Raw genomic sequence first — 17813 nt, 5'->3', positions numbered from 1 at the left:
ATGGACACGCCCTCTTCCGCCCTGATGCTCGATCGCGAGACCAAGGCGAGCGAACGCCCCGGCGACCACAAGGACGAGCTCAGGCTCTGGCTGCGCCTGCTCACCTGCTCGACCCTGATCGAGACCGAGATCCGCAACCGGCTGCGCGAAGAATTCAAGACCACGCTGCCGCGCTTCGACCTGATGGCGCAGCTCGACAAGAGCGTGGTCGGCATGACCGTCGGCGAAGTCTCGCAGCGGCTGATGGTCTCGAACGGCAATGTCACCGCCGTCGTGGCCGGCCTCGTCACGGACGGGCTGGTCGACAAGCGCTCTGCGCCGCAGGACCGGCGCGTGCAGATCCTCACGCTGACGGCGCAGGGTCGCAAGGCCTTCAGGGCCATGGCCGAGCGCCACGAAAGCTGGATCGCCGAACTCTTCGCCGGGCTCGACCAGCCCGAGATCGGGCAGCTCTTCCGCTTGCTCGGCGAGACCAAGACCTCGCTTCATCGCGCCATTGCCGGCCGGGCGAAGGACGCAGCCGACGCGGCCGCGAAGGGAGACGCCTGATGACGATCGCCAACGCCACCACCCTGCCGCTGGCCGGCTTCACGCCGCAGCATTTCGCCCTTTCGGTCGCCGGCAAGGTCGCGACGGTGACGCTCAACCGGCCTGAGAAAAAGAATCCGCTGACCTTCGCAAGCTACCGCGAACTCACGGATTTCTTCCTCGCCGCGCAGAAGGAGGAAGACGTCAAGGCGATCGTGGTGACGGGCGCCGGTGGCAATTTCTCCTCGGGCGGCGACGTCTTCGAGATCATCGGCCCGCTGGTTGCAATGGAGACCAAGGACCTGCTCAAATTCACCCGGATGACGGGCGAGCTGGTCAAGGCGATGCGCGCCTGCCCGCAGCCGATCATCGCCGCCATCGACGGCATCTGCGCAGGGGCCGGCGCCATCGTCGCGATGGCATCCGATCTCAGGTTCGGCACGGCCGGCAGCAAGATCGCCTTCCTGTTCAACCGGGTCGGCCTGGCCGGCTGCGACATGGGCGCCTGCGCGATGCTGCCGCGCATCATCGGCCAGGGCCGCGCCGCCGAGCTGCTCTACACCGGCCGCGTGCTCAAGGGCGAGGAAGCGGAGCGCTGGGGCTTCCTCAACCGGCTCTGTGCGTCCGAGGCCGTGCTTTCCGAGGCGCAGACGCTCGCGGCAGAGTTGGCTGATGGCCCGACCTTCGCCAATGCCATGACCAAGCGCATGCTCGAGATGGAATGGGCGATGTCGGTCGAGAGCGCGATCGAAGCCGAGGCTGTGGCGCAGGCCCTGTGCATGCAGACCGAGGATTTCGCCCGCGCCTACCATGCCTTCGCCGAAAAGCGGAAACCGGTCTTCGAGGGTAACTGAGATGGATCGCGCCCCTCGCCTCGGCCTCGACATCCTCGGCGATACGCTGGACTGGCCGTTCTTCGAGGAGCGCCATCGTGCTTTCGCTGCGGAACTCTCCGGCTGGGCCGATTCCTATCTTGCCGACCTGCCACATGACGATGTCGACGAGGCCTGCCGGGCGCGGGTGGCGGCTCTGGGCGCAGTCGGCTTCCTGAAAGCCGTGGTGCCGGCTGCCTATGGCGGGCTTTCCGACAAGCTCGACGTGCGCACGCTTTGCCTCGCCCGCGAGATCCTGGCTGCTCATGACGGCCTCGCCGATTTCTCCTTCGCCATGCAGGGGCTCGGCACGGGCTCGATCAGCATCGCTGGTTCTGAGGACATGAAACGGCGCATCCTGCCGGATGTCGCGGCCGGCAAGCGCATCGCCGCCTTCGCCCTCTCGGAGAAGGAAGCCGGTTCGGACGTTGCCGCCATGGCGACGACCGCGACGCCGGATGGTGGCAGCCATGTCCGCATCGACGGCGAGAAGAGCTGGATCTCGAATGGCGGCATCGCCGACCATTACGTCGTCTTCGCCCGCACGGGCGAGGCACCGGGCGCGCGCGGGCTCTCCGCATTCCTGGTCGAGGCCGATACGCCCGGCCTGACCATTGCCGAACGCATCGAGGTGATCGCGCCGCATCCGCTCGCGACGCTGCGCTTCGAGAGCTGCCGCGTGCCGCTCGATAACCGCATCGGCGGGCCCGGCGATGGTTTCAAGGTCGCGATGGCGACGCTCGACATCTTCCGCTCGACGGTCGGCGCCGCCGCGCTCGGCTTCGCCAGGCGGGCGCTGCACGAGACCCTCGCCCATGCCAATGGCCGCAAGCTCTTCGGCGGTACGCTCGGCGACCTCCAGCTCTCGCAGGCGGCCATCGCCGACAGCGCGGCGGAGGTCGATGCCGCCGCCCTCCTCGTCTACCGCGCCGCCTGGACCAAGGACCGCGGCGCGGCGCGCGTCACCCGCGAGGCCGCGCTCGCCAAGCTCATCGCGACGGAGAACGCCCAGCGCGTGATCGACCGGGCCGTCCAGATCCATGGCGGCCTCGGCGTCACCAAGGGCGTCAAGGTGGAGGAACTCTACAGGGAGATCAGGGCGCTGCGCATCTACGAGGGTGCCAGCGAAGTCCAGAAGGTCGTGATCGCGCGCGACCTGCTCAAAGCACATGCCGCTGGAGCACGCGCCGATCAGGTTGCACCGCAACCTGATCGGATAACGCGTTCTCCATTCAATAATTAGAGGCGGATTCACTGATCAGGTCTCTCGACCTGATCAGATCCGGCTCTAGGCAGGGGAACGAGATGACAGCAACCGCATTCGCGAGATCGGGGCATAAGGACAGCTTCGCGCGGGACAACCTGCCCCCGCGCGAAAGCTGGCCCGATCTGAGAGTGGAAGAGGCAGGGCTCGCCTATCCCGAGCGGCTGAACTGCGTCGCAGAGCTGCTCGACAGGCACATCACCGAGGGGCGCGGCGGCCGGACCGCAGTGCTCGCGGCCGACCTGAACTGGAGCTACGCGGACCTCGCGGAGCGGGTGAACCGCATCGCCAATGTGCTGACCCGCGATCTCGGTATGGTCAGCGGCAATCGCGTGCTGCTGCGCGCCGGCAACACGCCGATGATGGTCGCCGCCTATCTCGCCGTCATCAAGGCCGGCGGCATCGCGGTCGCGACCATGCCGATGTTGCGGGCTGGCGAGCTCGCCTATCCGCTGCGCAAGGCGAAGATCGCGCTCGCGCTTTGCGACCACCGCCTCACCGCCGAACTCGAAACCGCGAAAGCGCAGGCGCCGGAGCTCTCCCGCATCGTCGCTTTCGGTTCAGCCGGGAGCGAGCTGGAAGTGCTGATGGCGCAGCCGGGCTACGAGCATTTCGAGGCCGCCGACACCGCCCGCGACGACGTCTGCCTGATCGCCTTCACCTCCGGCACCACCGGCGAGCCGAAGGGCACCATGCATTTCCACCAGGACATGCTGGCGATTTGCGACTGTTACGGCGCGCGCGTCCTCAAGGCCTCGCCCGACGACCGCTTCACAGGCTCGCCGCCGCTCGCCTTCACCTTCGGCCTTGGCGGGCTCGTGCTCTTCCCGATGCGGACCGGCGCAGCGATGGTGCTGCCGGAGAAGGCGGGTCCGGCCGACCTGATCGACGCGATCGAGCGTCACAAGGTCAGTGTGGTCTTCACCGCGCCGACCGCCTATCGCGCCATCCTCGACAAGCTGGAGGGGCGCGACATCTCCTCACTCAACATCTGCGTCTCCGCCGGCGAGGCCTTGCCGAAGGCGACATTCGACGCTTGGCAGGCGCGGACCGGTCTGCCGCTGATGGACGGCATCGGCGCGACCGAGATGCTGCATATCTTCATCGGCGCGCCACGCGAGGCGATCCGGCCGGGCGCGACCGGGCTTCCGGTGCCGGGCTACGAAGCGAAGATCGTCGACGACGACGGCAAGGACGTGCCGGATGGCACGCCGGGGCGGCTCGCCGTGCGCGGGCCGACCGGCTGCCGCTACCTCGCCGATCCCCGACAGGCGAAATACGTCCTCGACGGCTGGAACATCACCGGCGACACCTATCTGCGCGATGCCGATGGCTATTTCTGGTATCAGGCCCGCTCCGACGACATGATCATCTCGGCCGGCTACAACATCGCCGGGCCGGAGGTGGAAGCCTGCCTGCTGACGCATGAGGCGGTGGCCGAGTGCGGCGTGGTCGGCGCCCCCTGCCCCGATCGCGGGCAGATCGTGAAGGCCTATATCGTGCTGCGCGAGGGCGTCACCGGCGATGCGGCGCTGGCCAAGGCGTTGCAGGAGCATGTGAAGGCCGGTATCGCCCCTTACAAATATCCGCGAGCCATCGAATTCGTCGCCGCCTTGCCGAAGACGGCGACCGGCAAATTGCAACGCTTCGCCTTGCGCCGGATGGCGCGCGACGAGGCCTGATCCTCCGACCAACCAGAGCCGAACGGCCGAAACCGAGGCGATACCATGTCCAACGCTTCCTCTTCCCGCGCCATCCTGCCGGAAGGCTGGCCGCAGCCGCGCGGCTATGCCAACGGCATGTTGGCCGAAGGCCGCGTGCTGGTGACCGGCGGGCTCGTCGGCTGGAATGCCGAAGGCGTCTTCGCGCAAGGCTTCATCGGGCAGCTGCGCCAGACCTTCCTCAACATCAAGGCGGTGGTCGAGGCCGGCGGCGGTTGCGTCGAGGATATCGTGCGCCTGACCTGGTACGTCACCGACATCGCGACCTATCGCGCCAGCCTGAAGGAGATGGGGCCGATCTATCGCGAGGCCTTCGGCCGGCATTTCCCGGCGATGGCGGTCGTGGCCGTGAGTGCGCTGGTCGAGCCGGAGGCGCTGCTGGAGATCGAGGCGACGGCGGTGGTGGCGCAATAGACCCGTCATGCCCGCCGTCATCCCGGACAAGCCGCGCTAGCGGCGCCGATCCGGGATCCATTCCGGAGCGCTTCCGGTGGAGGTTCAGGCATGGATCCCGGGTCGTCGCTTCGCTGCGCCCGGGATGACCGGTGTCTCAATCGCAAAGCGAACCGCGCCTAAATCCCAGCGCCGTCCTGCAGCGCCCCGATCGGCGCCTTGCTCCAGAGCCGCATGTGCAGCGCGCGCAAGCTCGGCCGCAGCAGGATGTCGCCAAGGGCGAGCGCCAGCGAGACCGTGGCATTGGCGGTGAGCAGGAAGGCCGCGGCGAACAACCCCGCCGTGCTCAGCACGCGCCAGCTCACGGCAGCGAGCCAGGCGCGACGGTCCGGCGTGCCGCGTCGACCGACGATGCGGATGAGGGCGCGCTTGGCCTTCGCCATCGCCCCGCCCTCGCCCACCGCCTGCTGCGCATCGCCCTCTCCAGGCTCGATGAAGCCGAAAGCGACCGTCTCGTTGCTGATGCGGTCGATCAGGATGAAGCCGCCGAGCTCGTGGCTTTCGGCATAAGGCAGCGAGACCAGCGGCCGGTCGAGCCGAAGCGTCACGAGGCCGATGCCGTTCATGCGCAGGCTCTGCGCCGGCTGGGGCCGGAAGCCCTCGATGTCGACGCTGTGATGCAGCGCCTCGATCGTGGCCGTCGCGCTCTGCGTCGCGAGCTTCACGAGGAACTGCGAGCCTTCCAGCATGGCGCGCTCGCCGGTCCAGAGCAGCCGCGCCTTCACGCCCCGGCTGATGCGCAAGGCCGAGCCGGCGGCAGCGATCACATCGCCGCGCGAGATGTCGATGTCGTCCTCGAGCGTCACCGTCGCCGCCTGGCCGGCGCCGATCTGGCTGGCCTCGCCGGCCGCGCCGATCAGGCGGGCGATGCGGCTGGTACGGCCGGAGGGCAGCGCCACGACGGGATCGCCGACGCGGGCGCGGCCTGCGACGGGCGCGCCTGCATAGCCACGAAAGTCCAGATCCGGACGATTGACCCATTGCACCGGCAGGATGAAGCTTTCGTCGCGCGGCCCGGCTGCGTGATCGCGACGCTCTCCAGATAGGGCAGCAGCGCCGGCCCGTTATACCAGGGCATGGCCGCCGACGGCCGCATGACGTTCTCGCCGTCCCGCGCCGAGACCGGGATGAAGCGGATCGAGGCGAAGCCCAGCGAGGCGACCGTTGCGCGGTAATCGGCCGCGATCTGCTCGAACACCGCCTCGTCATAGCCGACGAGGTCCATCTTGTTGATCGCCACGACGATATGGCGGACGCCGACCAGCGAGACGATGAAGGAATGGCGGCGCGTCTGCGGCAGCAGGCCCTTGCGGGCGTCGATCAGGATGATGGCAAGGTCGGCGGTGGAGGCGCCGGTCGCCATGTTGCGGGTGTATTGTTCGTGGCCGGGCGTGTCGGCGACGATGAAGCTGCGATTGTCGGTGGCGAAATAGCGATAGGCGACATCGATGGTGATGCCCTGTTCGCGCTCGGCCGAGAGCCCATCGACGAGAAGGGCGAAATCAGGGGCGGCGCCTTGCGTTCCGAACTTGCGGGAATCGCTGTCGAGCGCGCTGAGCTGGTCGTCGAAAACCGCGCCGGCCTCGTAGAGCATGCGGCCGATCAAGGTCGACTTGCCGTCGTCGACCGAGCCGCAGGTAATGAAGCGCAGCAGGGAGTGCTGGCCGGTTTCGCTGGCGCTGGGCGTGTCGTTGGCGGGGAGAAGGCTCTGCGCCGGCCTCAGTGCCTTCAGGTTCTTTTTGGCCAGGTTCCTGGCGATGGCGAGGCCCATCAGAAATAGCCTTCCTGCTTCTTCTGCTCCATCGAGCCCGAGCCGTCATGGTCGATGACGCGGCCCTGCCGCTCCGAGGACCGGGAGGAGCGCATCTCGGCGATGATGTCGGTGAGATTGGCCGCCGCGCTTTCGACGGCGCCGGTCAGCGGGTAACAGCCCAGCGTGCGGAAGCGGACCATGCGGGTCTCGACGACCTCGCCGGGGAGAAGCTCCATGCGCTCGTCGTCGCGCATGATCCAGGCGCCGTCGCGCTGAACGACCGGGCGCGGCGCCGCAAAATAGAGCGGCACGACGGGGATGTTCTCGAGCGCGATGTAGTCCCAGATGTCACGCTCGGTCCAGTTCGAGAGCGGGAAGACACGAAAGCTTTCGCCGCGATGCTTGCGGGTGTTGAAGAGCTGCCAGGGTTCCGGGCGCTGGTTCTTGGGGTCCCAGCCATGCTCGGGCGAGCGCAAGGAGAAAACGCGTTCCTTGGCGCGACTCTTCTCCTCGTCGCGGCGCGCGCCGCCGAAGGCCGCATCGAACTTGTGGAAGTCGAGCGCCTGCTTCAGCCCCTGCGTCTTCATGACGTCGGTGTGGATGCGGGAGCCCGAGGTGAAGGGGTTGATGCCGGCGGCGACACCGTCCTGATTGATGTGGACGATGAGATCCAGCCCCAGGCGCTTCGCCGTCTCGTCGCGGAAGGCGATCATGTCGCGGAACTTCCAGGTCGTATCGACATGGAGCAGCGGGAAAGGCGGCTTGGCCGGATAGAACGCCTTCATGGCGAGATGCAGCAGGACGGCGGAGTCCTTGCCGATCGAATAGAGCAACACCGGCTTGTCGGAGGTCGCCACCACCTCGCGGATGATGAAGATGGCTTCCGCCTCTAGCTTCTGGAGATGGCTGAGCTGGATCATGCGTGCACCTGTGCCGGAGCGCCCTGGGCCCGCGCCAGCTTTCCGTCCGGCCCGACATGCAGGCCGCATTCCTTGGCGGCGTCGTCCTCCCACCACCAGCGCCCCGCCCGCTCCGGCTCACCGGGGCGGATGGCGCGGGTGCAGGGCTGGCAGCCGATCGAGACGAAGCCCCGCGCATGGAGCGGATTGATCGGCACGCCATTCGCCTCGGCGAAGGCGAGCGCGCGCTCACGCGTCCAGTCGATGAGCGGGCTCGCCTTGACGAGGCCACGCGCCGCATCGGCTTCCGCAAGCTGGACATCGCCGCGCGCGGCCGACTGGTCGGCGCGCAGGCCGGTCAGCCAGACATCGGCGCCGGCGAGCGCGCGGCCGAGCGGCTCGACCTTGCGGATGTCGCAGCAGGATTTACGAGCCTCGCGAGAGCCGTAGAAGCCGTTGATGCCGTTCTGGCGGACGAGGAGCTCGACTGCGTCATGCCGGGGATAGAAGGGGCGGATCAGGATGCCGTAGCGCTCCTCCGTCTCCTGCCAGAGCTCATAGACCTCGGGGAAAAGCCGGCCGGTATCGAGCGTGGCGACGGTGACCGGCAGCTTCGCAGCCGCGATGAAATGGGTCAGGACCTGATCTTCGAGGCCAAAGGAGGTGGTGAAGACCACGGGCCCGGTCGCGCCTGCAACGATGCCGGCAAGGCGCTGGGAGACATCGGCCGCACCGAAGGCTGCATTGAGCGCGGCCGAACGGTGCGCCAGCGTGTCGATGGACTGCGCATCCGTCGTCGTTTCATCCGGGCCGGGGCTTGTCGCCATCGTTCTGGCCGTTCGTTCGGTAAATCGAACGACCCACTTATACCCATAGCGTCGAAGCTTCAATTCACAGTGGATAGCGTGTTTTTTCTTATTTCACTTCCATGGGAGAAGATTGTTTCGACCGCTGGTTGGAGGAGTTGGCGACCACCATGGATTTCAATGGAAATCCCGCGATTTCGGCAGGATGCGCACGTTGCGCGGGTGGCGGTGGCGCGGCAGTGGCGGGTTCTTCAGCTCATCGACGCAGGGCGGCGGCATCTCGGCGCGGTGCGTATCGGAAAGCGAGAGCAGATCGGCGGAACGATCGAAGATGCGCTGGGCCATCAGGTGTGTGACGCCCTCGACGCTCTTCTGCACCCTGCCCTCGACCAGCATCAAACGAGCGCCCATGACATCGCGGCGGAAACGCTCGAACAGCCGTGCCCAGATCACGACATTGGTTATGCCGGTCTCGTCCTCCAGCGTGACGAAGATCGCCTTGCCGTTGCCCGGCCGCTGGCGCACCAGCACGACACCCGCTGTACGGACGAAAGCGGCGTCCGGCTTCGCCTCGGTTTCGGCGCAGCTCAGGATGCCCTCGCGCCGGAAGCGCGGACGCAACAGCTGCATCGGATGGCCCTTCAGCGAAAGCCTGACCGTCTGGTAGTCGGTGACGATATGCTCCGCCAGCGGCATGGCAGGCAGCGCCATCGCCGGCTCGCGCCCCAGCTCGCGGGCCTGCGCGGCCGCGAAAAGCGGCAGTGCCGGATCGTCCGGCAGGCGGCGCACGGCCCAGAGCGCCTCGCGGCGATCCAGGCCGAGGGAACGAAAGGCATCGGCATCGGCGAGCAGGCGCATGGCGCGGGCCGGCAGCGCGGCCCGGCGCATCAGCTCCTCGACGTCGCGGTAAATGCCTCCCGCTTCCCGCGCCTGCACGATGGCGAGGCCCCATTCCTCCTTGAATCCGTCGATCTGGCGGAAGCCGAGGCGGAGCGCGAAGGGGTGTTTCTTCGTCTCCTCCTTCTCAGCCCTCAGATGAGGGCTGCGAAAGTTGGAAGAATGCTGGACGTCATCCCGGGCGAAGCGAAGCGAAGACCCGGAATCCATGCCTGAGCCTTCATCGGAAACGCTCAGGCATGGATCCCGGGTCTCCCTACGGTCGCCCGGGATGACGACGTTCAGTTCCTCCAAAGGCTCCAACCCGTTGTCCCAACCGCTCGCATTCACATCGACGGGGCGTGGCTCGACGCCGCCGTTCTCCTGCGCCTCCCGCACGATCTGGGCCGGGGCGTAGAAGCCCATCGGCTGGGAGTTCAGCAGCGCGCAGGCGAATGCCGCCGGGCGCCATCGCTTCAGATAGGAGGAGATGTAGACCAGCTTGGCGAAGGAGGCGGCGTGGCTTTCCGGGAAGCCGTAGCTGCCGAAACCCTTGATCTGGTCGAAGCAGCGCTGGGCGAAATCGCGCTCATAGCCGCGCGCGACCATGCGCTCGACCATCATGTCCTGAAAATCATGGATGGTGCCGTCGTTGCGAAATGTCGCCATGGCCTTGCGTAGGCCATTCGCCTCAATGTCTGAAAATTCGGCAGCCACCATGGCGAGCTTCATCGCCTGCTCCTGAAAAAGGGGAACACCAAGGGTCTTGTTCAGGACGGATTCGAGTTCGTTCTCGGGGTGAGGAGGGGCAGGCTTCGGGTATTCAGGTTTTTCAATCCCTGCCCGCCGCTTCAGATAGGGATGGACCATGTTGCCCTGGATCGGGCCGGGTCGCACGATCGCCACCTGAATGACGAGATCGTAGAATTTCCTCGGCCTGAGACGCGGCAACATGTTCATCTGGGCGCGGCTCTCGACTTGGAACACGCCTAGCGATTTGCCTTCGCAAAGCATGTCATAGGTCGCGAGATCTCTACTCGGCACATCGGCAAGACCCCAGTCGATGCCCTCGTGCTCGCGCAGCAGATCGAACGCCTTGCGGATGCAGGTGAGCATGCCCAGCGCCAGTACATCGACCTTCATCAGCTTGAGTTCGTCGATGTCGTCGCGGTCCCATTCGATGAAGGTACGCTTGTCCATCGCGGCATTGCCGATGGGCACGGTCTCGTCCAGGCGCCCGCGCGACAGCACGAAGCCGCCGACATGCTGCGAGAGATGGCGCGGATAGCCCAGCAAGCGAATTGCGAAGTCGACGGCTCGGCGGACCGTCGGGTTCTTCGGATCGAGCCCGGCCTGGCGGACACGGRCATCGCCGATCTCGGTGCCCCAGCTGCCCCATTGCGTGTCGGCGATGCGGGCGGTGACGTCTTCAGTCAGGCCCAGCACCTTGCCGACTTCGCGGATGGCGCTGCGCGGTCGGTAACGGATCACGGTCGCGGCGATGCCGGCACGCTCGCGCCCATAGAATTTGTAGATCCACTGGATCACCTCCTCCCGCCGCTCATGTTCGAAATCGACGTCGATGTCGGGAGGCTCGCGGCGCTCGGTCGAGATGAAGCGCTCGAACAGGACGTCATTGTCAGCCGGATCGACGGCGGTGATGCCGAGCACGTAGCAGACGGCGGAATTGGCGGCCGAGCCGCGGCCCTGGCAGAGGATACCTTCGCTCTCGGCGAATTCGACGATCTGGCGAATGGTCAGGAAGTAGCGGGCGTATTCCAGCTTCTCGATGAGAGCGAGTTCCTTCGCCAGCAATCCCTGCACCTTCTCCGGCACGCCTTCCGGGTAACGGATCAGGCTGCGGCGGCGAACCAGCTCCGCGAGCCAGTCCTGATCCTTCCAGCCGGGTGGGACCGGCTCGTCGGGATATTCGTACCGGAGTTGGCCGAGATCGAACTCGACGCGGGAGAAGAGATGCTGCGTCTCGGCAATGGCCTCGGGCGCGTCGCGGAAGAGGCGGGCCATCTCCTGCGGCAGCTTGAGGTGGCGCTCGGCATTGGCCTCGAGCGACCGCCCGGCACGCTCGATGGTGACGCCCTCACGGATGCAGGTGAGCACATCCTGCAAGTCGCGTTGCTCAATGGAATCGTAGAGCGCGTCATTGGTCGCGATCAGCGGCGTGCGGGTCGCGGCGGCGATGACCTTGAGCCGCACCAGACGACGACGGTCGTCGCCGCGCCGGTGCATGGTGGCGCCGAGCCAGATCGCGCCGGGCGCGGCCTCGTCGAGCCGGGCAAGCAGCGCCGGCAGGCCATCGAGATTGCGGCTGGGCATCAGGATGAGCAGGAGGTCGCGCGCATCGTTCAGCAGATCGTCGAGGTGGAGGATGCACTCGCCCTTTTCCGCCCTGAGATTGCCTTGGCTGAGCAGCCGGCAGAGCCTCCCCCAGCCCTCGCGATTGGCGGGATAGACGATGATGTCCGGTGTGCCGTCGGCGAAGACGAGGCGGGTGCCGGTCGCGAGCTTGAAACTCTGCGCCATGGCCTGCATGTGCTCACGGGTGAAGGGCAGGTCGGCGAAATCCGGGTTCTCGATCCAGACATATTCGCCGGGGCTGCCACCCTCGCGGATTCTCTCGGGCGACGGCAGGCCGTCCTCGCGCAAATGCTTCAACGCGGCCCAGGCGCGTACGACGCCGGCGACCGTGTTGCGGTCGGCGATACCGATGCCGGCATATCCCAGCAGCAGCGCCGTCAGCACCATGTTCGGCCCCGGCGAGGCGCCGCGCAGGAAGGAAAAATTCGTCGCGGCAACGGGTTCGGCGAAGGAGCTCGCAATCTGATTCATGCGAAGAGCCCGTGCAGGAACCAGCGCGGCGGGGCGCTTTCGGCCTCGTAGAAACCGATTCGGAACAGCCAGAAGCGGCGCCCCTGCGCATCCTCGACGCGATAATAGTCGCGCATCGGCTCGTCGCTGCCGTCGCGCCACCATTCCGGCGCGATGCGCTCCGGCCCCTCGGCGCGGGCGACGTCATGGATGAGGCGGCGCCAGCGGAAACGGATCGGCGGGCCATCCGGCACTTCGGCGATGGCCTCGACCGGCTGGGGCGGCTCGAAAAGCTGGAGCGGGCGGGCCGGCGGCTCCTGCGGCTCAGGCTCGGGCCATGCCGCCTCCGGCAGTGGCGCGGCGGCTGAGATCGCCTTTGCGGCACGGACGGGATGATGCGTATCCTGCGCCGCGAAGCGCAGCACGCGGTCGCGGCCGAAGCGGGTGACGAGCCGGTCGACCAGATCGGCCACTGCCTCCTCCTCGACGGCGCGGCCGTCGAGGCTGTGCTGCTGGTCCGTCAGCGGCTCGCAGATCGGCACCGCGAGCTTGACCGCATCGAAGCCGAAGCCGGGATCGAGCGGATCGGCCAGCGCCTCGATGCGCTCGCGATAGAGCCTGAGCAAAGCCTTCGCATCGCGCGAGGGCCGGCCGGTCTCGATGGCGAGGCGGCGGACGGCACCGTCGCTGCGGAAGAAGCCGATCTCGAAGACGCGCCCGCCCTCGCCGCGCGCTTCCAGCACCCGTGCCGCCTCCCCGATCAGCCGGACGACCACCGCCTCGAGGCTCGCGGTATCGGCGAAAGGCTCGGCGAATTGGCGCTCGACCACGCAATCGGGCGGCGGCCGCAAGGGGGTGATGCGGCGATCCTCTCGGCCGAGCGTGCGCCTTAGCTTAGTCGCCAGCGCCTCGCCGAAGCGGGCCGAAAGCGTCTCGGACGGGCGTTCGGCGAGATCCGCCAATGTCTTGAGGCCGGCCCGCGACAGCGCGATCACGGTCTCCGCCTCGATATCGAGCGCATTGGCCGGCAGGGGGCGCAGCGTCACTTCCTCCCGCCTCGGAGCGATGATGCCTCCCTCCCCGAAACGGGCGCAGGCGCGGGCGGCATCGGGCGTGCCGGCGATGGCGGTCCTCAGTCCAAGACCGATCCGGCGTATGACGTGGTCGACACGGGCAACGAGCCCTTCCTCGCCGCCGAAGAGATGGGCGCAGCCGGTGATGTCGAGCAGGAGGCCGTCGCGGGCGTCGAGCGCGACCAGCGGCGTGAAGCGGTCGCAGACACTCGCGACCTCCTCCAGAAAATGCAGATCCGCCTGCGGCTGCGCCTCCAGCGCGACGAGATCGGGCATCCGGGCGCGGGCATCGGCCAGGGTCAGCCCGCGCGTCAGGCCGAGCCTGACGGCGCGCCTGTCGCAATCGACGATGCGCAGCGCATTGTTCTGCGTCTCGACCAGGACATGGGGCTTCTCAGCCGGCGCGCCGAAGGCCGGAATCGTGCCCGTCCGCCGCAACCTGTCGGTCGCCAGATAGGGGAACCAGAGGGCGAGATAGCGGCGCGGCATGGTCTGTCCGGGGAGCCAGTCTGTCGGAACGGTCGAAAACGCTGCGTTCCTCGAAAGATCGTCGGTCACGGTCCCACTCCACACGCCACTCGCGCTCCGCCGCGCCGCCGCGCTGGCGCAGCAATCTCACGGCGAAAGCCGGAGCGCCGGGGGCATTGGCCTCCAGCGCCCGCGAGGCCAGTGCACGCACCTGCCAGCGCGTACGGGCCGCGCTCGGCGCCTCCGCAGCCGCCACCCGCAGCAGCAGAACCGGCACGCCCGCGCCTTCGGCAGCCAAAGCGAGGCGCCGGCTCGCCGTCAGGTCGAAAGGGCGCGGTTCACCCCAGGGCTCGATCATCACGGCGCCTAGCGCAGAGCAGCGCGCCGCCTCGGCGCCCGCCCGCAAGACGCCCTCGCCGTCGCGCGCCCGCACCAGCAGGAGGCGCGAGGGATCGAGGCCAAGCTCGTTCAGCCCCGGCGCATGCAATCGGCCGGCTTCGGCATCGACGAAATCCTGCCGCGCCCACAGGATCGGGCGCTCTGGCACCTCGCCCTCTCCGTGCCCAGCCCGCAGCGCAACGCCCAGCGCGAAACCCGTCGCGGCCGCGAGATCGGCGACCTCGGCGGCATAGACCTCATGCAGCGCCGCTCGCGCGAGCCCGCCGCTCAGGGCTTCGTCGAGCGAAGTCACGCCAAGGCCGATCCGCCCACCCGCGACAGGGCCAGCCCGCAAAGCCGCCTCGGCGAGGCTGCGGCGCAGATCGGACAGGGTCTGGGCGGTCGCTGCTGGCATGGAAACTCGAAAATTGTTCTCTCTTTGTTCTTTATAAAACGCACCGCGCCGGAAGGCGAGTCGAGTCTTCCGAACTCCGACTCGCCCCTGCTGTGCGATACGCAAAGTTTGTCGGCTGGAGAGGGTAGTATGTCGGCATTTGCGCCCATAGTTTGTCGGCACAGCCCTTTTACGGCCTCAACCGCCTATCAGATCGAACCAGCCGCCTTCATCGATCACCTCGACGCCATGCTTGGCCGCGTCCCTGAGTTTGGACCCAGCGCCGGGGCCGGCGAGGACAGGAGTTGCTTCAGTGAATCGGCCGCCTGTAGGGACATCCTGTCTGTTCAAGGCTGCCACGCGATAGAATCGCAGCCTCTTTCACGCTGCGGCGGCTAAGCTGGCGATTGCTGCCGCGACACCGCCAGAGCCGTGCGGGATTTCTCTCGCCTGAAGCGCCATCTCAACTGCTCCGAGCGCGCCCAGCAAGGCTGCAGCGTTGAAATGGCCCATGTGGGCGATACGGAAGGCCTTGTTATGATAGTCTCCTATGCCCAGGCCAAGCGTCACGCCACAGATATCGCGTGCGAAGGCGGTGATGACCCCTACGTCTACGCTAGGCGTCAGGACCGCCGTCACGGACGGCGCTCGCTCGGTTGCCTCCGTGACTCCGAAAGCCAGAGCCTGACCACTCGTCCAGAGATCGACGGCAGCATGTGTCGCCTTGGCAAGGGCGGTGTGGCGGCGCCAGATTGCCTCCAGCCCCTCCTCGAAGATCATGTCGAGCGCAGCACGCTGTCCAAAGAGCAGGTGCTCCGGCGCGGTCCCGCAATGTTTCATGTAGGCGAGCACGTTCATCCGACCGCTCCAGTCCCAATAGCCGGTGCGCAGGTTGGCGCGCTTGTGAGCGGCAAGGGCTTTGTCGTTGGCCGCAACGAAAGCCAGGCCTGGCGATGACATCAGTCCCTTCTGTGAGGCGGAGACAGCGACATCGATGCGCCAGGCATCCATCTCGAATTCCATGCAGGCCAGCGATGCGATGGCATCGACCATGAAGAGGGCAGGATGGCCCGCGGCGTCGATGGCCCTTCGGATCGCGGGGATGTCATTGACGATGCCGGCGGCGGTATCGATCTGAACGACCATCACAGCCTTGATCGTGTGCTGCGTATCGGCGCGCAGCCGAGCCTCGACTGCGACGGGATCAACAGCCCGACGCCAGCTCCCAGGAAGCATCTCGACATCAACGCCCATGAAGCGCGCCATCTCGCCCCAGCCGATGGCGAAGCGTCCACTTTCAAGCACCAGCACCTTGTCGCCACGCGAAAGGACATTGGTGAAGGCTGCCTCCCAGCCGCCATGCCCGTTGGCGGCGTAGACGAAGGTTTCGCCGTCAGTCCGGAAGACGCGTTTGAGATCGACGAGAACCGTTTCAGTTAGGGTCACGATGCTGTCGGAACTTAGTTCCTCCGCTGGTCGCATCATCGCCTGAAGCACGCGATCGGGAATGTTTGTAGGACCGGGCATCGCGAGCAGCGGCCGGCCATTAGCCAGAGACATGCCGAATCCTCAGTACAGGAAATTCATCTCTGCAGAGTTCCGCTATGAGCATGTTCCGAGCAAGCTCGTGCGCGCATTGCTCGGCATCCCGCTTTGCATGACACATGAGCCCAGCTGGACCGGCAGAGAGCGCCCAGAAGCTCCTACGGGCTGTACCGCCGTTTCAGCTCTCCGCTGTCGTCGTAACTCGCCTCGAAAACCGGCGAGGCGAGAGTGGCGCGAACCTTCAGGATGCCGCTGCCGGTATTCGTGAACCCGTGACGGCTGCCGGCGGGCACGATGACCGACTGGTTGGGGAGCACGGACATCACCTCGTCCTCGATGCGTATCTCGGCCTGCCCCTCAATGACCTCGAGGATTTCTTCGACGGTGTGCGAGTGCATAGGCGCGCCCAGGCCAGGTTGGCAAAACTGCTCGAAGATGCAGAGCTGATGCGATCCCACAACCGCTGAGACCCGCATTGAGGTCAGTACGCCCTCTCGCCATTTTTCGAGCTCAGATTGCGGTTCAATCACGCGCATGCGTTCCTCCCTTCAGCCGCTCGCCCGCACTAGGGCGCGGGGCCTTATCGGAGATCAAAGCATGTTCACCCACGTCATGATCGGCAGCAACGATCTGGAGCGGTCAAAAGACTTCTATGACGCCACATTCGTCGCGTTAGGCGGCAAGCCTGGCGCGGTAGATGCCCGAGGCAGGCTAATCTACGCCCACGACGGCGGGCGGCTGATGATCACGAAGCCCATCGACGGCAATCCGGCTACTTCGGCCAACGGCGGAACGATCGGAATCTCCGCGTCCGGCCGGGACCACGTTCTCGCGTGGCACAAGGCCGGGACTACGCATGGTGGGAGTGCGATCGAGAGCCCACCCAGCGAGCGCCCGAACGGAGCCTTCGTCGCTTACCTTCGCGATCCGGACGGAAACAAGCTTACCGCGCGCTCGCAGCCGACGGCATAGCACGATCGAAAACAGCCGCGCCGAAGGACTCCGCGCCACCGGAGACGGCCGCTCGAATTCTGCGACAGGAGCGATGAGTTGCGGATGCGGCAGCAACGGGCGAAGGGTGACGCGCTCCATTAGGAGGAGTCGGTCTCCTGGCCGGAAGGCGGAGGAACCGTGCTCAGTCCAACCTACCACGTCGTGCCCACCGCCTCCTTCAGCTAAGCCGCACTCGCACTGCTATTCATGATGGTAGTATGGTCAGCCAAACCGGCACGCCTCAAGTCGCTGACTCACGGGCGCTCAGAATCCAATCTGGGAAGAGCACCTCACGCATCCTGCCAATGGCGCTCCAACGCCCCCACTCCTTTTCGCCATCCTCCTTCAGCTTCGCGCGTCCGGCTTCGCGTCAAGGGCCCTGGCCACTGCTTCAGCCGCATCATCCGCCGCGGTTTCCAAATCGGCAGTCTTAGATCGTGCCTGTTCGGCCGTTTCGCCGCGGAATTTGAGCGAGGCGTGATAGATTTCTTCGCCGGCCGAATTCTCTACAGCGGCAGTCAGATCGACGGATGTACCATCAGGTAAGACATCGTGAGCCATGTCCGCCAACGCCACCTGAGCCGCGTCTGCGGCGGCTTTGTCGCTGGCCAACAGCCTTTCAAGGACGATCTGTTCTGATCCTGGAACGCCTCAGACCTCAGCTCGTTTATAGGTATGGAGCATGAGGAGCTAACGATGGACCACCCCCACCATATCCCTCTCACCGAGACCGACTTGACTGGCGATATCCTCGATGGCGCGACGATCTACGGACCAGGCGATGAAAAGATCGGCTCAGTTTCCCATGTCCACGGCGCCGGCCCCGCCAGTCAGGTCGTGATCGACGTGGGTGGCTTCCTTGGCATCGGCGCAAAGCCCGTGGGGGTAGCTATCAGCGACCTTGAGTTCATGCGCGACGAAGATGGCAATGTTCACGCCGTCACGAACTGGACCAAGGATCAGC

17 protein-coding genes are annotated in these 17813 nt (G+C 66.3%); 7 read left to right on the top strand and 10 right to left on the bottom strand.

What is annotated here, in order from left to right:
• The 5 genes from AC1DVA_RS10385 (at nt 1) to AC1DVA_RS10365 (ending at nt 4799) form a co-directional block, all read left to right on the top strand.
• Nucleotides 1-549 (top strand): MarR family winged helix-turn-helix transcriptional regulator, encoded by a 549-nt coding sequence (locus AC1DVA_RS10385; protein ID WP_476805850.1) that lies wholly within the window; start codon nt 1-3, stop codon nt 547-549.
• On the top strand, nt 549-1382 hold the full coding sequence (locus tag AC1DVA_RS10380) for an enoyl-CoA hydratase family protein (RefSeq protein ID WP_476805849.1): 834 nt from the start codon (nt 549-551) through the stop codon (nt 1380-1382). Before AC1DVA_RS10385 ends, AC1DVA_RS10380 begins: the two co-directional genes overlap by 1 nt.
• Nucleotide 1383: 1 nt before the next feature.
• Nucleotides 1384-2643 carry an acyl-CoA dehydrogenase family protein gene (locus AC1DVA_RS10375; RefSeq protein ID WP_476805848.1) on the top strand — a complete coding sequence of 420 codons (1260 nt, stop codon included), beginning with the start codon at nt 1384-1386 and terminating at the stop codon, nt 2641-2643.
• 62 nt (nt 2644-2705) lie between these two features.
• Complete coding sequence (locus AC1DVA_RS10370; RefSeq protein WP_476805847.1) at nt 2706-4346, top strand: benzoate-CoA ligase family protein; 1641 nt, start codon at nt 2706-2708, stop codon at nt 4344-4346.
• A gap of 45 nt (nt 4347-4391) precedes the next feature.
• Complete coding sequence (locus AC1DVA_RS10365; RefSeq protein WP_476805846.1) at nt 4392-4799, top strand: RidA family protein; 408 nt, start codon at nt 4392-4394, stop codon at nt 4797-4799.
• A 158-nt stretch (nt 4800-4957) separates the two neighbouring features.
• On the opposite strand, the gene AC1DVA_RS10360 is transcribed toward AC1DVA_RS10365, so the two are convergent.
• The 9 genes from AC1DVA_RS10360 to AC1DVA_RS10320 all read right to left on the bottom strand — a co-directional run bounded on the left by AC1DVA_RS10360 (nt 4958) and on the right by AC1DVA_RS10320 (nt 16392).
• Nucleotides 4958-5737, bottom strand: coding sequence for an elongation factor 1-alpha C-terminal domain-related protein (locus AC1DVA_RS10360; protein ID WP_476805845.1), 780 nt, complete (start codon nt 5735-5737; stop codon nt 4958-4960).
• Nucleotides 5695-6609 carry a GTP-binding protein gene (locus AC1DVA_RS10355; protein WP_476805844.1) on the bottom strand — a complete coding sequence of 305 codons (915 nt, stop codon included), beginning with the start codon at nt 6607-6609 and terminating at the stop codon, nt 5695-5697. The genes AC1DVA_RS10360 and AC1DVA_RS10355 overlap by 43 nt, the downstream gene beginning before the upstream one ends.
• Nucleotides 6609-7511 carry a sulfate adenylyltransferase subunit CysD gene (gene cysD / locus AC1DVA_RS10350; protein ID WP_476805843.1) on the bottom strand — a complete coding sequence of 301 codons (903 nt, stop codon included), beginning with the start codon at nt 7509-7511 and terminating at the stop codon, nt 6609-6611. The genes AC1DVA_RS10355 and cysD overlap by 1 nt, the downstream gene beginning before the upstream one ends.
• Nucleotides 7508-8317, bottom strand: a complete 810-nt coding sequence (locus AC1DVA_RS10345; RefSeq protein ID WP_476805842.1) for a phosphoadenylyl-sulfate reductase — start codon at nt 8315-8317, stop codon at nt 7508-7510. Before AC1DVA_RS10345 ends, cysD begins: the two co-directional genes overlap by 4 nt.
• 156 nt (nt 8318-8473) lie before the next feature.
• The gene (locus AC1DVA_RS10340; RefSeq protein WP_476805841.1) at nt 8474-12019 is read right to left on the bottom strand and encodes an error-prone DNA polymerase; all 3546 of its coding nucleotides are present in this window, start codon (nt 12017-12019) and stop codon (nt 8474-8476) included.
• A complete protein-coding gene (locus AC1DVA_RS10335) occupies nt 12016-13560 on the bottom strand; it encodes a Y-family DNA polymerase (RefSeq protein WP_476805840.1) in 1545 nt (514 codons plus the stop codon). The genes AC1DVA_RS10340 and AC1DVA_RS10335 overlap by 4 nt, the downstream gene beginning before the upstream one ends.
• Nucleotides 13466-14332, bottom strand: coding sequence for an ImuA family protein (locus AC1DVA_RS10330; RefSeq protein WP_476805839.1), 867 nt, complete (start codon nt 14330-14332; stop codon nt 13466-13468). Before AC1DVA_RS10330 ends, AC1DVA_RS10335 begins: the two co-directional genes overlap by 95 nt.
• A 360-nt stretch (nt 14333-14692) precedes the next feature.
• Complete coding sequence (locus AC1DVA_RS10325) at nt 14693-15871, bottom strand: pyridoxal-phosphate-dependent aminotransferase family protein (RefSeq protein WP_476805838.1); 1179 nt, start codon at nt 15869-15871, stop codon at nt 14693-14695.
• Nucleotides 15872-16014: 143 nt separating this feature from the next.
• A complete protein-coding gene (locus tag AC1DVA_RS10320) occupies nt 16015-16392 on the bottom strand; it encodes a cupin domain-containing protein (protein ID WP_476805837.1) in 378 nt (125 codons plus the stop codon).
• 61 nt (nt 16393-16453) lie between these two features.
• Between AC1DVA_RS10320 and AC1DVA_RS10315 the strand changes: the two genes are divergently transcribed.
• Nucleotides 16454-16828 carry a VOC family protein gene (locus AC1DVA_RS10315; protein ID WP_265052964.1) on the top strand — a complete coding sequence of 125 codons (375 nt, stop codon included), beginning with the start codon at nt 16454-16456 and terminating at the stop codon, nt 16826-16828.
• Between the two features lie 366 nt (nt 16829-17194).
• Here the strand turns inward: AC1DVA_RS10315 and AC1DVA_RS10310 are convergent, their stop codons facing one another.
• Nucleotides 17195-17461, bottom strand: coding sequence for a DUF6894 family protein (locus AC1DVA_RS10310; RefSeq protein ID WP_476805836.1), 267 nt, complete (start codon nt 17459-17461; stop codon nt 17195-17197).
• 84 nt (nt 17462-17545) lie between these two features.
• Here AC1DVA_RS10310 and AC1DVA_RS10305 point away from each other — a divergent pair.
• A partial coding sequence (locus AC1DVA_RS10305) for a PRC-barrel domain containing protein (protein WP_476805835.1) occupies nt 17546-17813 on the top strand: 268 nt, incomplete at its 3' end.

Source organism: Allobosea sp. P4_C6, from assembly GCF_056402015.1.
Note: the sequence above shows the minus strand (reverse complement) of the source record. Positions and strands in the feature narration are given on the sequence as shown.

Bases quoted from the DNA above. Each gene is read 5' to 3' on its own strand.
- AC1DVA_RS10380 (WP_476805849.1), top strand. From the start codon at position 549: ATGACGATCGCCAACGCCACCACCCTGCCGCTGGCCGGCTTCACGCCG.
- AC1DVA_RS10345 (WP_476805842.1), bottom strand. From the start codon at position 8,317: ATGGCGACAAGCCCCGGCCCGGATGAAACGACGACGGATGCGCAGTCC.
- AC1DVA_RS10375 (WP_476805848.1), top strand. From the start codon at position 1,384: ATGGATCGCGCCCCTCGCCTCGGCCTCGACATCCTCGGCGATACGCTG.
- AC1DVA_RS10335 (WP_476805840.1), bottom strand. From the start codon at position 13,560: ATGCCGCGCCGCTATCTCGCCCTCTGGTTCCCCTATCTGGCGACCGAC.
- AC1DVA_RS10320 (WP_476805837.1), bottom strand. From the start codon at position 16,392: ATGCGCGTGATTGAACCGCAATCTGAGCTCGAAAAATGGCGAGAGGGC.
- AC1DVA_RS10315 (WP_265052964.1), top strand. From the start codon at position 16,454: ATGTTCACCCACGTCATGATCGGCAGCAACGATCTGGAGCGGTCAAAA.
- AC1DVA_RS10385 (WP_476805850.1), top strand. From the start codon at position 1: ATGGACACGCCCTCTTCCGCCCTGATGCTCGATCGCGAGACCAAGGCG.
- AC1DVA_RS10370 (WP_476805847.1), top strand. From the start codon at position 2,706: ATGACAGCAACCGCATTCGCGAGATCGGGGCATAAGGACAGCTTCGCG.
- AC1DVA_RS10330 (WP_476805839.1), bottom strand. From the start codon at position 14,332: ATGCCAGCAGCGACCGCCCAGACCCTGTCCGATCTGCGCCGCAGCCTC.
- cysD (WP_476805843.1), bottom strand. From the start codon at position 7,511: ATGATCCAGCTCAGCCATCTCCAGAAGCTAGAGGCGGAAGCCATCTTC.
- AC1DVA_RS10325 (WP_476805838.1), bottom strand. From the start codon at position 15,871: ATGTCTCTGGCTAATGGCCGGCCGCTGCTCGCGATGCCCGGTCCTACA.
- AC1DVA_RS10355 (WP_476805844.1), bottom strand. From the start codon at position 6,609: ATGGGCCTCGCCATCGCCAGGAACCTGGCCAAAAAGAACCTGAAGGCA.
- AC1DVA_RS10365 (WP_476805846.1), top strand. From the start codon at position 4,392: ATGTCCAACGCTTCCTCTTCCCGCGCCATCCTGCCGGAAGGCTGGCCG.